Source organism: Pseudomonas sp. HP_01 (genome assembly GCF_055284355.1).
In genome coordinates this window covers 149,026-163,198 of record NZ_JBTOPV010000002.1, presented here as the reverse complement: position 1 = coordinate 163,198, position 14,173 = coordinate 149,026, and the positions used below count along the sequence as shown (strand labels likewise).

Below are 14,173 nucleotides of genomic sequence, written 5' to 3'. Positions count from 1 at the left end.
CAGGAACAACGCGTTCGCCAGCAAGCCGGCCTCTAAGAGTTTCGCGTACATCCGGAGTTGATTACCCGCCGCAAATTCAGTGGAGAAACGCACTCGCGTACTCCCCTACCTGTGCAATGCCCACAAAAAAGCCGACCCAGGGGTCGGCTTTTCATACTCAGCAGGTATCAGCCCGCGCGGCGCAGCAACCAGATGCCCGCCAGGGCACACACACCCGCCGGCACCAGCACGGCGAAGAGTGGCGAGAAGCCGAACACAAGGCTCGACGGGCCCAGCAGATCCTGAGCGATGCGGAAGGTGAAGCCCACCAGTACACCCGTGAACACACGCTGCCCCAGCGTCACCGAGCGCAAAGGCCCGAAGATGAAGGAAATCGCCATCAGCACCAGCGCGACGGTGACCAGCGGCTGAAGAATTTTGGTGTAGAACGCCAGCCAGTACCGACCGTTGTTCAACCCTTGATCAGCCAGATAGCGCGCATAACTGTAAAGGCCCGTCATGGAGAGCGACTCAGGCGGCAGGACCACCGTGCTCAGCAACTGCGGGCTCAGCGCGACGTTCCAGCGTTCTTCAGGTGCGGTGACCACTTCGGTGCGACCGTCGTGGAAGACCGTCGTGGTGACGTCCTTCAGCAACCAGTAATCAGTCTTGAAGTTGGCTTGCTTGGCAAAACTCGACGTCAGCATGTGGCGCTGGTCGTCGAAATGGTAACGGGTCACGCCATACAGCAGACCGTTCGGTTGCACCGTGTTGATGTGGATGAATTCCTCACCCTGACGGTGCCACAGACCGTGTTTGGCACTCTGGGCGTCGCCGGTGCCTTGAGCCAGCGAGCGCGCGGCCTGGGCCGAGGCTTCGGTCACGGGCGCCAGGTACTCGCCGATCAACAGCCCGGCCACCATCAATACCAGCATGGGTTTCATGACCGCCCAGACGATACGGCCGATCGACACACCGGCGGCACGCATGATGGTCAGTTCGCTGTTGCTGGCCAATGCGCCGAGACCGATCAGGCAACCGATCAGCGCGGCCATCGGCAGCATGTCATAGAGCCGGCGCGGCGCCGTCATCACGACAAAACTGCCAGCATCCCAAAAGGTGTAGGTGTCGCTGATGTCGGCCATTTCGTCGATGAAGGCGAACAGCGAGGCCAGTCCGAGGATGATCCCCAGTACCGCAAGGATCGCCATGAACACGCTTTTGCCGATGTAGCGATCGAGCTTAACCATGAGCCACCCCCGACACGCTGCGGCGACTCGCAAGCTTCAGGCGCAGGGGCTCCCAGTAGAGCAATGCCAGTCCGATGGACAGGAACAGTGCATGCACCCACCACAGGCCAAGGCCCATCGGGATCTTGCCCTTCTCTAGCGCACCGCGCGCAGCAATCAGGATGGTGAGGTAAGCCATATAAAGAAGAATCGCCGGAAGAAGCTTGAGGAAGCGGCCCTGACGCGGATTGACCCGAGCCAGCGGCACCGCCATCAGCGTCACGATGAACACCAGAATCGGCAGCGAAACCCGCCATTGCAGTTCGGCCCGGTTGCGCAGGCTGTCTTCGCCGGTCAGCAGCTCGCTGGTGGAGATGGCATCGCGGTCAGTAATCTCGTCGCTGATGTCCGGCTTGGGCAGCAAGGCGCCGTAGGTGTCGTATTTGATCGCGCGGTAATCGGCCTGACCGGGGTTACCGTCGTAGCGATAGCCGTTGTCCAGAATCAGGTAGCGCGTGCCATCGGGCTTGATTTCCTGCCGGCCCTTTTCCGCGACCAGCACGGTGATGCCGTGGTCTTTCTTCTCGTCGAGCTTCTTCTCGGAGATGAATACGCCGCCCAGATTGATGCGATCGTCGCTCATGGTCTCGGTGTAGGTCACGCGGCTGCCGTCACGCAGCAGCTGGAAGCGACCCGGCACCAGCGTGTCGAACTCGGTCATCGCGTCCTGCTTGTTGATCAGCAGCTGAAACTGGGTCGCGCCCTGGGGGGCGAGGCTGAAGCTGAGCCAGGCCACCAGCAGTGAAACCAGCGCAGCCGGCGCCAGGGTGATCAGCAGCAGGCGTTGCTGGCTCATGCCGGTGGCGGCCAGTACGGTCATTTCGCTTTCGAGGTACAACCGGCCGTACGCCAGGAGAATCCCGAGGAATAACCCCAGCGGGAGAATCAGTTGCAAGAAGCCCGGCAGACGGAAACCCATGATCAGAAACAGCACACCCGGATCGAGTGCGCCCGATGCAGCCTGGGCCAGGTATTTGATGAAGCGGCCACTCATGATGATTACCAGCAGCACAGCACTGACAGCGCTCAGGGTAACCAGCACTTCTCGGGACAGGTAACGGAAGACAATCAAACCAGACACTCCAGGGTTGTCACGCTAAGGCGGCATGACAATGAAATGGATCAGCCATGATGCGCGCGACGGCGAACCACCAAAAAAATATGCGGCATTATCCTGTGATTGGGTGTGTCTGTCACTGCGCGCGCGGGATACTTCTGCAACCGGCACACACACGCGCCCGGACGGGGTTGTCATCCATTGGCTCGCAGGGTCAAACTGCGGGCCTTGCCGCAGGCATGCCGGTGTAAATACTTCCGCGCCGCTGCCGAGCCGTGTGCTCAAGTGCGATAACTCACAGTTTATTCGGGGACCCCGACATGGAATTGGTTGTTAAAAGCGTCAGTGCAGAAACCTTGAAGACCGCCACGCTGGTGGTCGCCGTCGGTGAAGGCCGCACGCTGAGCGACACCGCGAGCACCCTCGACACCCTGAGCGGCGGCGCCATCAGTGCCGTCCTCAAGCGCGGCGACCTGTCGGGCAAGATCGGCCAGAGCCTGTTGCTGCACAGCCTGCCCAACCTGAAAGCCGAACGCGTATTGCTGGTCGGTTCGGGCAAAGAACCGGAATTGAATGATCGTCAGTTCCGCAAAATCATCAGCGGCGCACTCAGCACCCTGAAAAGCCTGGGTGGCGTTGATGCCGGTTTCGACCTTGACCAACTGAACGTCAAGAATCGCGACGTCTATGGCAAGAACCGTCTGCTGGTCGAAACCCTGGCCGACGGCGAGTACGTCTTCGATCGGTTCAAGAGTCAGAAAGTCGATCCTCGCGCCCTGAAAAAAGTCACCCTGCTGACCGCCAAAGCCAACGTCGCCGACGTTGAACGCGCGGCCAAACATGCACAAGCCATCGCCGCCGGCATGGCCGTGACCCGCGACCTGGGCAACATGCCGCCGAACATCTGCCACCCGACCTATCTGGGCGAGCAGGCCAAGGCGATGGGCAAAGCCAACAAGGGCCTCAAGGTCGAAGTCTTCGATGAGAAAGACATCGAAAAGCTGGGGATGGGTTCGTTCCTGGCAGTTGGTCAAGGCAGCGCTCAGCCGCCACGTCTGATCGTCATGCAGTATTCCAACGGCAAGAAAAGCGAAAAGCCTTTCGTGCTGGTCGGCAAGGGCATCACCTTTGACACCGGCGGCATCAGCCTCAAGCCGGGCCTGGGCATGGACGAAATGAAATTCGACATGTGCGGCGCCGCGAGCGTGTTCGGCACGTTGAACGCCGTGCTCGAACTGCAACTGCCGATCAACCTGGTGTGCATCGTCGCGGCAGCTGAAAACATGCCGAGCGGCAACGCAACGCGCCCGGGCGACATCGTCAAGACCATGAGCGGCCAGACCGTCGAGATCCTCAACACCGACGCCGAAGGCCGTCTGGTGCTGTGCGATGCACTGACCTACGCCGAACGCTTCAAGCCACAAGCCGTGATCGACATCGCCACCCTGACCGGCGCTTGCGTCGTCGCGCTGGGCGGTCACACGTCTGGCCTGTTGGGCAACAGTGACGCGCTGATCAGCCAAGTGCTGGAAGCCGGCAAACGCGCCGACGACCGCGCTTGGCAGCTGCCGTTGTTCGATGAGTACCAGGAGCAACTGGACAGCCCGTTTGCCGACATCGCCAACATCGGCGGCCCGAAGGCCGGCACCATCACTGCCGCCTGCTTCCTCTCGCGCTTCGCCAAAGCCTACGAGTGGGCGCACCTGGACATCGCCGGTACGGCATGGCTGAGCGGCGGCAAGGACAAAGGCGCCACGGGCCGTCCGGTTCCGCTGCTGACCCAATACCTGATCGACCGCGCTGGCGTTTAAGCCGCTGCAAACGCGCCGGCCTCCCCGGTCGGCGCGTTCAGCGTTCTGGAATCACCCATGACCCAAGTCGATTTCTACATTCTGCCGAGTGCCGACCCCGTCGCGCGCCTGGACTTCGCCTGCAAACTCACCGACAAGGCCTGGCGCCTCGGCCATCGGGTGTACCTGCATTGCAGCGATGCCGGGCAACGCGAGGAACTGGACGCCCGACTGTGGCGCTTCCGGGGGGAAGCTTTCGTTCCCCATGGCGCGGCCGAAGACGACCAGGACGCACCCGTGGCGCTGGGTATCGGCAGCGACCCCGGCCAACATCAGGATCTGCTGGTCAATCTCGACTTGCGCATCCCGGAATTCTTCAAACGATTCGCGCGTGTCGCCGAGATCGTTGTCGAGGATCCCGCCATTCGCCTCGCGGCGCGCGAGAGTTTTCGCTTCTACCGCGAACAGGGCTATCCTCTGCAAGATCACCGGCTGCAGCGTCTTTGAGCACACGATGGATAATTCAAAACACCTGAAAGATTCAGCGCACCTGCTGGATGACCTCGAGTCCATTCGCCAGCTGTTGGGCGATGATCCGGCCCAGCCGCCCCTGCTGACGGAGTCCGTGCACAGCGACGAGCAGATCCCGCTGCTGTTTGACGTGGTCACCGGCCAGGCCGTGACGGTCGATGAGCACGAAGCCAACCTCAACGACATTCCTCTGCTCACGCCCGAGCCGGTTGCTGCCGTGACACCTGCCGCACCCGCGGCCAACGCGTCAAGCGTCAAGGCGCCGAACGCTGACGCGCTGCTGCACCTGGACGCGGAACTGCGAGCCGCTGCGCAGTTGATCATGCAAGACGTGATCGACGACTTCGCCCCGCACATCGAGAACGAAATCAAACGCCGTCTGGATGCGCGGATGGAACGGCTGTTGAGTCAATACAACAGCTGAACCTGTCCTCTTTGCCGACCCGGGATCGCGGGCAAGCGCAGTCCTACAGATGCCCGCGACGATTCAGGGCATCGCCGCTCGTAGCACCCGACCTAGCGCTTGTAGCTTGACGCCGCCTTGAAAAGCTATACTCGTCGGCTTTTCCGACTCAAAGCAGATCAGGTTCCCGCCTCGCATGGACAAGACCTACCAGCCGCACGCCATCGAAACTTCCTGGTACCAGACCTGGGAGTCCGAAAACTATTTCGCTCCGCAAGGCGCGGGCGACTCGTACACCATCATGATTCCGCCGCCGAACGTCACCGGCAGCCTGCACATGGGCCACGGTTTCAATAACGCGATCATGGACGCCCTGATCCGCTTCCGCCGCATGCAGGGTCGCAACACCCTGTGGCAGCCGGGCACCGACCACGCCGGTATCGCCACGCAAATGCTGGTGGAGCGTCAACTCGAAGCCCTGGGTCAGAGCCGCCACGACCTGGGTCGCGACAAATTTCTCGAAAAAGTCTGGGAATGGAAGGATCAGTCCGGCGGCAACATCAGCCGTCAGATCCGTCGCCTGGGCTCGTCGGTCGACTGGAGCCGTGAGCGCTTCACGATGGACGACGGCTTGTCCGAAGCGGTTAAGGAAGCCTTCGTGCGTTTGCATGAAGACGGCCTGATCTACCGTGGCAAGCGTCTGGTCAACTGGGACACCAAGCTGCACACCGCCATCTCCGACCTCGAAGTGGAAAACCACGACGAGAAGGGGCATCTGTGGAACCTGCGCTACCCGTTGGCCGATGGTGCGAAGACCGCCGAAGGCCTGGACTATCTGATCGTCGCCACGACCCGTCCGGAAACCATGCTCGGTGACGCGGCCGTGGCCGTGAACCCGAATGATGAGCGCTACCAGGCGCTGATCGGCAAGTTCGTCGAGCTGCCGCTGGTAGGCCGTCGCATCCCGATCATCGCGGACGACTACTGCGACCCTGAATTCGGCACCGGCTGCGTGAAGATCACCCCGGCCCACGACTTCAACGACTATGAAGTCGGCAAGCGCCACAACCTGCCGCTGCTGAACATCTTCGACAAGAACGCTGCCGTGCTGCCTGCTGCACAGGTGTTCAACCTCGACGGCACGCTGAACGATACCGTCGACGGCACCCTCCCTGCCGAATACGCCGGCCTCGACCGCTTCGAAGCGCGCAAGCAGATTGTTGCCGCCTTCGACGCTGCCGGGCTGTTGGTCAGCGTTGACGACCACGCCTTGAAAGTGCCGAAGGGCGACCGCTCCGGCACCATCATCGAGCCGTGGCTGACGGATCAATGGTACGTGTCGACCAAGCCGCTGGCTGAGCCTGCCATTGCCGCTGTTGAAGACGGACGCATCGCCTTCGTGCCCAAGCAATACGAAAACATGTACTTTTCCTGGATGCGCGACATTCAGGATTGGTGCATCAGTCGTCAGCTCTGGTGGGGCCACCGCATTCCGGCCTGGTACGACGAGTCCGGCAAGGTTTACGTCGGCCGCGACGAAGCCGAAGTCCGCGCCAAGCACAACCTTGGCCCTGACGTTGCCCTGCAGCAGGACAACGACGTGCTCGACACCTGGTTCAGTTCAGGTCTGTGGACGTTCTCCACCCTGGGCTGGCCGGAGCAGACCGATTTCCTGAAAACCTTCCACCCGACCGACGTGCTGGTGACCGGTTTCGACATCATTTTCTTCTGGGTTGCCCGGATGATCATGCTCACCATGCACTTGGTGAAAAACGAAGACGGGACCGCGCAGGTGCCGTTCAAGACCGTTTACGTGCACGGTCTGGTGCGTGATGGCCAAGGCCAAAAGATGTCCAAGTCCAAGGGTAACGTCCTTGACCCCCTGGACATCATCGACGGCATCGAGCTTGAAGCCCTGGTGCAGAAGCGCACCTCCGGCATGATGCAGCCCAAGCTGGCCAAGAAGATCGAGAAGCAGACCCGCGACGAGTTCGCCGACGGCATCGCTAGCTACGGCACCGATGCCCTGCGCTTCACCTTCTGCTCGCTGGCCTCCACTGGCCGTGACATCAAGTTCGACATGGGCCGCGTCGAAGGCTATCGCAACTTCTGCAACAAGATCTGGAACGCCGCGCGTTACGTGCTCGACAAAGGCGAAGACTGCGGTCAGAACGGCGAAGCGTTCGAGCTCTCGTTGCCGGATCGCTGGATCATTTCGCAGCTGCAGCGCACTGAAGCCGAAGTGACCCGTCAGCTGGATCAATTCCGTTTCGACCTCGCAGCACAAGCGCTATACGAGTTCATCTGGAACCAGTATTGCGACTGGTACCTGGAGCTGTCCAAGCCGGTTCTGTGGGACGAGAACGCGCCGATCGAGCGTCAGCGTGGCACACGTCGCACGCTGGTTCGTGTGCTGGAAGTCGCGCTGCGTCTGGCGCATCCGTTCATGCCCTTCATCACCGAAGAAATCTGGCAGCGCCTCGCGCCGCTGGCCGGCGTTGAAGGCAAGACCATCATGCTGCAACCGTGGCCGGTGGCGAACGAGGCACGCATCGACGTCGCGGCCGAAGGCGACATCGAGTGGCTCAAGAGCCTCATGCTCGGGGTGCGCAACATCCGTGGCGAAATGAACATCGGCCCGGGCAAGCCGCTGCAGTTGTTCCTCAAGAACGTTAGTGCCGAAGACCAGCGCCGCCTGAACGAGAACGAGCACCTGCTGAAGAAGCTGGCCAAGCTTGAATCGTTCACTGTGCTGGAAGCAGGCGCCGAAGCACCGCTGTCAGCGACCGCTCTGGTCGGTGAGATGGAAGTGCTGGTGCCGATGGCTGGTCTTATCGACAAGGACGCCGAACTGGCGCGTCTGGACAAGGAAATCCAGCGTCTGCAGGGCGAGGTGCAGCGAGTCGGCGGCAAGCTGTCCAATGCCGCGTTCGTCGACAAGGCGCCGCCTGAAGTCATCGCCAAGGAACGCGCGAAGATGGCCGAAGCCGAACAGGCGCTGGGCAAACTGGCCGAGCAGCACGCGCGGATCGCGAGTTTGTAATCCGATCAGATCAGCCGGCCTGAATCGCAGGCCGGTTGACGACCATGACCCCTGTAGGAGTGAGCTTGCTCGCGATATCGGTATATCAGTAACCCAACCGTTGCTGATACACGGTTGTCGCGAGCAAGCTCACTCCTACAGGGGTTGTGCTTTCACGAGAATGCATCACCGATGACCAGCGCCGACTCCCGCAACCCTCCACGCAATCCCCCACGCAAGAAAGCCAAGCCTGCGCAACAGGCCAAGCCTGCCGCACCGCGTGAGAAAGCCACCCTGCACCCGCGCAACCGCCATCAGGGTCACTACGACTTTCCGCGCCTGATCAAAACCAGCCCCGAACTGGGCAAGTTCGTAATCCTCAATCCTTATGGCAAGGAAAGCATCGACTTCGCCAACCCGGCGGCCGTGCGGGTGTTCAACCGCGCTTTGCTCAAGTCTTTCTACGGCATCGCCCATTGGGATATTCCGGCGGACTACCTCTGCCCGCCCATCCCGGGGCGCGCGGACTACCTGCACTTTCTGGCGGACCTGCTGGCGGAACGCAACGAAGGGGTCATCCCGCGCGGCGCGTCCGTCACAGCGCTGGATATCGGCACGGGCGCGAACTGCATCTACCCGCTAATCGGTCAGGGCGAGTACGGCTGGTCGTTTCTGGGCTCGGACATCGACAAGGTCGCCCTCGCCTCGGCGGCGACCATCGTCAAAGCCAACGGCTTGAACAAGAGCATCAGTTTTCGGGAGCAACTCAACCCCAAACACATCCTGACCCATCTGCTGCAGCCGGATGAGCGCTTCGACATCAGCGTATGCAACCCGCCCTTCCACGCCTCAGCTGAGGAAGCGTTAAGCGGCAGCCAGCGCAAATGGCGAGCCCTGGGCAAGGCAGACCCGAAACGCAAACTCCCGGTGCTGAACTTCGGCGGCCAGGCGGCGGAGCTGTGGTGTGAAGGTGGCGAGGCGCGCTTTGTGACGCAGTTGATCAGCGAAAGTGCTCAGGTGGCGACGCAGGTGTTGTGGTTCAGCACGCTGGTGTCCAAGGCGTCGAACCTGCCCCTGATCCAGAGCGCATTAAAAAAAGCCGGTGCCGTCGAAAACCAGACCGTCGAGATGGGGCAAGGGCAGAAACAGAGTCGCTTCGTTGCCTGGACCTTTCACGACACAGCTCGTCAGCAAGCATGGCGAGAACAACGCTGGACCGCGCGCAGGCCCTGAGCCTCAACGGCAGTGTCATTTCTGTCAGTAGACGGCAAACGCCCTCGTTCATAAGCTGAATCCTCGTTGCGTGCCCCGGCACAAGGAGGTCAGCCATGCGCGTTTCAGCCTGCCTTATCTGCATGTTGATGGTCTGGAGCTGCCCGTCGTGGGCAGTTGAATTGAAGGCAAACCTTGATCCGGTCGAAACGGTCAAGCGCATCAACGCCAGTTACAACCGCATCGACAATCATTGCAAAGAGCCGGACACCGGCGCCGCCCGGGGCCATTACTACTGCAGCGGCATCACCTTGCGCATGGTCAATCACGGCAACTTCAATCCCTGGGATTACAGCCCCTACGCCCTGCAAACAGGGGCAACGTCCTACACCTGGATACGCCGGGACCTGAGCACATCAGTGCTTGTTCACCCCGCAGGCTTCATCCTCAGGACGCCAACGGACGGGCTCGCGCTGCAGCTACCGGTCAAGCAGGAGGGCTGGGCCTGTATCTACACGTTCGATGGCTACACCGGGCCGGATCGCAAGTGGTACGGCTGCGGGCCCTTCAACGACGCTACCTTCGTTCCCCCGCCCGAACCGACAACGGCGAACAAGAACGCTCAATGGGCCTACGGCACCTGTGCCGATCAGAACGTAAACACGGCCGAGCAGTGGCAACAGAAATATCAGGGCGGCGCCCGACAACCGATTCAGACGACGCAGTGCTCGTGGAACGCCGAAGTGCCTGCGCAGTGGGACGCGATGATTCAGGCCCATGAAGCCAGAGTGACCACCACCAACGCCGACCCTTATTCACGCAAGGACTTCTTCAACGAATTCATGCTCAAGAATGCCGCCGGCGGCAGCGACATCATGGATGACATCGATGCATTTATTTACCGGGGCAAGAACACGTTCAACTACCCAGTCCGAGGCGACAACGGTAAAGCGGCCGTACAGCAGGACGGCCTGGCCAACGCGCGCACCTTCCAGCGCAAACTCTATGATCAGGGCTACGCGGTGCCCATTCTGAATGTCGATTTCACTCGGCCGCCAGAGCAACGCTTCACTTACAGCGCGGCCGATCAAGGGGTCTCGCTTAACCTCAGCCGCAACGTGACCGCTAAATACATTGCATGGAGCAACTGGGAGCAGCGCCTGGACCCAGGCACGGGAAAAGCGGAGTGGACGCTGAATGTCGTCCTGACTGAACTGGGCAAAAAAGTACAGGCGAGTCAGCAGCAAGACGTTTATCAGGAGCTATACGACTTGCGCGGATCGGACCAGCAGTGGCGCAATGAAGAAAGCGACTCAGGCAGCATGAAGCAGCAAATAGCCTGCATCGTGCGCAACTATCCGCAACGTGCCGACTGGAACCTGGAACCTTTCCGCCCGGTGGTATCCGAGGCAGTGGCGAAAGCGGCCGGCTGCAACCCCTTCAAGAAATAGCGGGCACAAAAAAACCGTGTCCGGATCGCTCCGTCACACGGTTTCCTCAACCAAGCAGCGTTTTCGCTTACTTGTTGACCGAGTCAGTCAGCACTTTGGCTGGTACGAACTTGACCACTTTCTTGGCAGCGATTTCGATGGCAGCGCCAGTCGAAGGGTTGCGGCCGGTGCGAGCTGGACGCTCGGTGACTTTCAGTTTGCCGATGCCTGGCAGAGTGATTTCACTACCGTTTTCCAGTTGGTCAGCGACGATTTGACCCAATTGGTCGAGAGCGTTGCGCGCGGTGGTTTTCGGCGCGTCGATTGCTTCTGCGATATCGGCGATCAATTGGTCTTTAGTCAGAGCCATGGTGGTGTTCCTTCCCTATCAAATTCGAATGGTTTGCAGAGTGTGGTACAGACGCGAAATGTAGATACTGTAAACGGCCTTTGGTTCGGCCGAACGCCCACAAACTGCACGCCTGGCGCGCTTTGGCGCTCAGGACCGGGCAAAACTAGCACAGCGCAACGCAAATATCCGCCCCTACCTACCCATTTGGTCAGCTTTATCGCCCGAGAGGCGTAAAAAAGTCATATTAATGTGCCCAGGTCAGCGTTTTCGGCCCTTCCAGAGCGTTCCGCCTCCCGTCTGCGGTACACTTGCCGACTTTCGCACGGGCCTGGTCTGGTCCCGTTCAGTTCCCCTTCAGCAGCCGAGAAATCCATGCCGATCCGTCACGCCATCGTCCACCTGATCGACAAGAAACCCGACGGCACACCCGCTGTGCTCCACGCCCGGGACTCGGAGCTCGCCGAGTCGCAGGCCATCGAGAACATGCTGGCTGACCTCAACGAAAGCTATAACGCCAAACAGGGCAAGGCCTGGGGTCTGTTCCATGCCGAGTCCGGCGCGCACCCGTTCAGTGGCTGGCTGAAGGAATATCTCGATCAAGGCAAGGATTTCACCCAGTTCAGCCGCATCGCGGTCGAACACCTGCAGAAGCTGATGGAAGAGTCGAACCTGTCGGTCGGCGGCCACGTGCTGTTTGCGCACTATCAACAGGGCATGACCGAGTACCTGGCGATCGCGTTGCTGCACCACAGCGAAGGCGTGGCGGTGAACGAAGCCCTGGACGTGACGCCCTCCCGGCATCTGGACCTGGGCCAGTTGCACCTTGCCGCCCGCATCAACATTTCCGAGTGGCAGAACAACAAGGCGTCCAAGCAGTACATCTCGTTCATCAAGGGCAAGAACGGCAAGAAGGTGTCCGAGTACTTCCGCGACTTCATCGGCTGCCAGGAAGGTGTCGACGGACCGGGCGAGACACGCACCCTGCTCAAGGCTTTCAGTGATTTCGTCGAGAGCGAAGACCTGCCGGAAGAATCGACCCGCGAAAAGACCAAGGCGCTGGTCGACTACGCCAGCAGCCAGAGCAAAATGGGCGAGCCCATCGCATTGGAAGAGCTGTCAGGCCTGATCGACGAGGACCGCCCGCGCGCCTTCTACGATCACATCCGCAACAAGGATTACGGCCTGTCGCCCGAGATCCCGGCCGATAAGCGCACGCTGAGTCAGTTCCGCCGTTTCACCGGCCGCGCCGAAGGTCTGTCGATCAGCTTTGAGGCACACCTGCTGGGCGACAAGATCGAGTACGACGAGGAGAAAGGTACGCTGATCATCAAAGGTCTGCCCACTCAGTTGACCGATCAGCTTAAACGCCGCTGAGCCCAGCCGAGGAGCCGAAACCGAATGTTCGTTCGTACCCTGAAGAAGTTCCTGCTCATTATGCTGGTGGTGGTCGTGTACCAGAACTGGGGCAAGATCGAAAACCTGGTTCACCCCTCCTCGGCTGTATCGGAGCACGCGCAGGCCAACGCGAAAGTGACGTTGTACGCCACCGACTGGTGCGGCTACTGCAAGCAGACGCGGCGTTTTCTCGACAGCCAGGGCATTCCTTACACCGAATTCGACATCGAAAAAGACGCTGCCGGGCGCAAAGCCTATGAGGCGCTCGGCGGTCGCGGCATCCCTCTGATCGACGTGAACGGCACGCTGATCAGAGGCTTCAGCGAAGAGCAGATTCTCGCTGCGCTGAAGTAACGCCAAACGCTTGGCCGCCCAGAGTCAAACCGGATTGCACCCCGCCGCCTCGGCCTTCTCTTCAGAGAGATCGGGGCGGAATGGCTCCAGGTTGAATGCATCCTTATTCCGCGCAATGCTGAAGTGGCAGACCAACTGGCGACGCATGCCACCGCCATCATTCTGTTTCCACTGATAATCATTTTTGTACTTGCGGACCAGTTCGGCATATACCGCGTCAGAGCCTGAAGAGCCCGTTTGCTTCTTACCCAATTCGGTCAGCACGACCGACAGTGACCACTCCTCTTCTCCCGTGCCCGGGTCAGGGCGTAACGTCCACGTGCCGGACTTGATATAGCGATCGATTGTCTTGCCCGTTTCAGAGACAGCCTGATCATCGGCATTACAGACAAACAGTGCATCTTTAGAGGGGGAATCAGGAAGTGTCATTTCGATAATCGGAACCCAGACACCGGTTTGTGAGTAATAACGTTGTTGATCAAATCGGGCATCGTCTTTACCGCCCCCAGGTTCGGGCAAAAAGAAAAAGGCTTGAATGGGCAAGTTTTTATCAGGTGTTTCATTACTCCAGGTATCCAGCCTGAGTTCATTCTGCTTATTGAACGACGTCTTTCCCATCTCGCGCATGGCGCTCAAACTGGCATTGAAGTTGTCAGTTGCGTGCCGGTCCAGCGGATCGCGCACATCAAACCCGCACTCGTTACGGTTATCGCCTTTGGTCTGCGTCTTGTACTGCTCTGCCCACTGGCGACCGGTCTCGATCTTTTGAGAAAAGCACTCAGCGCCTTTGCCTGGCGCGCTTGCTGCCGGGGAGGTGCCGCAGCCTTTGTCGATCCGCGAGTCAGTGCCGCCGTCCATCGGGAACGAACACAGCACGTTGTAGGCGCTTTTGCCCGTCGGCAGCTCCTGAATCGGAAAGAGCACGTAGCCATTGTTTTCATACCAAACGAGCCGGGAAAATTTGGCGTCCTTACGCAGATAAGAGAACGACGTACCGCCGCTCTTAACCGAGGCAGGGCTCGGATCCCACGAGTTGTAGTCGTCCGAGGGAATGGTCGCCCTGAAGATAACGCCGTTGCACAAGAACGCGGGTGAAGAGGCTTTGCCGCAGTTTTCCCTTGTATCGTGATAACGGCTTGCCAGTGCCCTGGCCGTATCAGCGCAACTGGCCGCATAAACATCTGCGGATTGGATTGCTAGAAAAAAAAGCGATAGCCCTAACGCATTGCCGTTTGCCATGACGTGCTCTCCTATCCCTGGAAATAAGCCGTCCGATGTCACAGAGCATTGAGAATATCGCAGGCACGAGGGGGGCTCAGACGCTCTCAAGGACCGGACGACTTTTGTTCAAGTTGAAAG

Annotated in this window: 12 protein-coding genes; 8 read left to right on the top strand and 4 right to left on the bottom strand. The window is 60.0% G+C overall.

What is annotated here, in order from left to right:
- Positions 1-167 precede the first annotated feature (167 nt).
- Positions 168-1,229 (bottom strand): LPS export ABC transporter permease LptG, encoded by a 1,062-nt coding sequence (lptG, locus tag ACYAR8_RS03180; protein ID WP_108120687.1) that lies wholly within the window; start codon positions 1,227-1,229, stop codon positions 168-170.
- Complete coding sequence (gene lptF / locus ACYAR8_RS03175) at positions 1,222-2,340, bottom strand: LPS export ABC transporter permease LptF (RefSeq protein ID WP_074884265.1); 1,119 nt, start codon at positions 2,338-2,340, stop codon at positions 1,222-1,224. The genes lptG and lptF overlap by 8 nt, the downstream gene beginning before the upstream one ends.
- 305 nt (positions 2,341-2,645) lie before the next feature.
- On the opposite strand from lptF, the gene ACYAR8_RS03170 reads away from it, so the two are divergent.
- The 6 genes from ACYAR8_RS03170 (at position 2,646) to ACYAR8_RS03145 (ending at position 10,734) form a co-directional block, all read left to right on the top strand.
- The gene (locus ACYAR8_RS03170) at positions 2,646-4,136 is read left to right on the top strand and encodes a leucyl aminopeptidase (protein ID WP_074884262.1); all 1,491 of its coding nucleotides are present in this window, start codon (positions 2,646-2,648) and stop codon (positions 4,134-4,136) included.
- Between the two features lie 57 nt (positions 4,137-4,193).
- Positions 4,194-4,622, top strand: a complete 429-nt coding sequence (locus ACYAR8_RS03165) for a DNA polymerase III subunit chi (RefSeq protein ID WP_463579060.1) — start codon at positions 4,194-4,196, stop codon at positions 4,620-4,622.
- Positions 4,623-4,629: 7 nt separating this feature from the next.
- On the top strand, positions 4,630-5,070 hold the full coding sequence (locus tag ACYAR8_RS03160; protein WP_108120686.1) for a DNA polymerase III subunit chi: 441 nt from the start codon (positions 4,630-4,632) through the stop codon (positions 5,068-5,070).
- A 175-nt stretch (positions 5,071-5,245) separates the two neighbouring features.
- On the top strand, positions 5,246-8,092 hold the full coding sequence (locus tag ACYAR8_RS03155) for a valine--tRNA ligase (protein WP_463579059.1): 2,847 nt from the start codon (positions 5,246-5,248) through the stop codon (positions 8,090-8,092).
- Between the two features lie 171 nt (positions 8,093-8,263).
- Positions 8,264-9,304 carry a 23S rRNA (adenine(1618)-N(6))-methyltransferase RlmF gene (gene rlmF, locus ACYAR8_RS03150; protein ID WP_463579058.1) on the top strand — a complete coding sequence of 347 codons (1,041 nt, stop codon included), beginning with the start codon at positions 8,264-8,266 and terminating at the stop codon, positions 9,302-9,304.
- A gap of 95 nt (positions 9,305-9,399) precedes the next feature.
- The gene (locus ACYAR8_RS03145) at positions 9,400-10,734 is read left to right on the top strand and encodes a DUF2599 domain-containing protein (RefSeq protein WP_463579057.1); all 1,335 of its coding nucleotides are present in this window, start codon (positions 9,400-9,402) and stop codon (positions 10,732-10,734) included.
- Positions 10,735-10,801: 67 nt separating this feature from the next.
- Here the strand turns inward: ACYAR8_RS03145 and ACYAR8_RS03140 are convergent, their stop codons facing one another.
- Positions 10,802-11,083: an HU family DNA-binding protein gene (locus ACYAR8_RS03140; RefSeq protein ID WP_037014905.1), complete on the bottom strand. Its 282-nt coding sequence runs from the start codon at positions 11,081-11,083 to the stop codon at positions 10,802-10,804.
- 354 nt (positions 11,084-11,437) lie between these two features.
- Here ACYAR8_RS03140 and yejK point away from each other — a divergent pair, with 354 nt between their 5' ends.
- Together yejK and ACYAR8_RS03130 are read left to right on the top strand one after the other, a co-directional pair.
- Positions 11,438-12,439: a nucleoid-associated protein YejK gene (gene yejK, locus ACYAR8_RS03135; RefSeq protein WP_074884246.1), complete on the top strand. Its 1,002-nt coding sequence runs from the start codon at positions 11,438-11,440 to the stop codon at positions 12,437-12,439.
- 24 nt (positions 12,440-12,463) lie between these two features.
- On the top strand, positions 12,464-12,814 hold the full coding sequence (locus ACYAR8_RS03130) for a glutaredoxin family protein (protein WP_074884244.1): 351 nt from the start codon (positions 12,464-12,466) through the stop codon (positions 12,812-12,814).
- Positions 12,815-12,838: 24 nt separating this feature from the next.
- On the opposite strand, the gene ACYAR8_RS03125 is transcribed toward ACYAR8_RS03130, so the two are convergent.
- Positions 12,839-14,053, bottom strand: coding sequence for a DUF2599 domain-containing protein (locus ACYAR8_RS03125; protein WP_463579056.1), 1,215 nt, complete (start codon positions 14,051-14,053; stop codon positions 12,839-12,841).
- Positions 14,054-14,173: the final 120 nt, after the last annotated feature.

Excerpts from the sequence above, each read along its gene's own strand:
- yejK (WP_074884246.1), top strand. The coding sequence starts at position 11,438 with ATGCCGATCCGTCACGCCATCGTCCACCTGATCGACAAGAAACCCGAC.
- ACYAR8_RS03170 (WP_074884262.1), top strand. The coding sequence starts at position 2,646 with ATGGAATTGGTTGTTAAAAGCGTCAGTGCAGAAACCTTGAAGACCGCC.
- ACYAR8_RS03145 (WP_463579057.1), top strand. The coding sequence starts at position 9,400 with ATGCGCGTTTCAGCCTGCCTTATCTGCATGTTGATGGTCTGGAGCTGC.
- ACYAR8_RS03160 (WP_108120686.1), top strand. The coding sequence starts at position 4,630 with ATGGATAATTCAAAACACCTGAAAGATTCAGCGCACCTGCTGGATGAC.
- rlmF (WP_463579058.1), top strand. The coding sequence starts at position 8,264 with ATGACCAGCGCCGACTCCCGCAACCCTCCACGCAATCCCCCACGCAAG.
- ACYAR8_RS03140 (WP_037014905.1), bottom strand. The coding sequence starts at position 11,083 with ATGGCTCTGACTAAAGACCAATTGATCGCCGATATCGCAGAAGCAATC.
- ACYAR8_RS03165 (WP_463579060.1), top strand. The coding sequence starts at position 4,194 with ATGACCCAAGTCGATTTCTACATTCTGCCGAGTGCCGACCCCGTCGCG.
- ACYAR8_RS03125 (WP_463579056.1), bottom strand. The coding sequence starts at position 14,053 with ATGGCAAACGGCAATGCGTTAGGGCTATCGCTTTTTTTTCTAGCAATC.
- lptG (WP_108120687.1), bottom strand. The coding sequence starts at position 1,229 with ATGGTTAAGCTCGATCGCTACATCGGCAAAAGCGTGTTCATGGCGATC.
- ACYAR8_RS03155 (WP_463579059.1), top strand. The coding sequence starts at position 5,246 with ATGGACAAGACCTACCAGCCGCACGCCATCGAAACTTCCTGGTACCAG.
- ACYAR8_RS03130 (WP_074884244.1), top strand. The coding sequence starts at position 12,464 with ATGTTCGTTCGTACCCTGAAGAAGTTCCTGCTCATTATGCTGGTGGTG.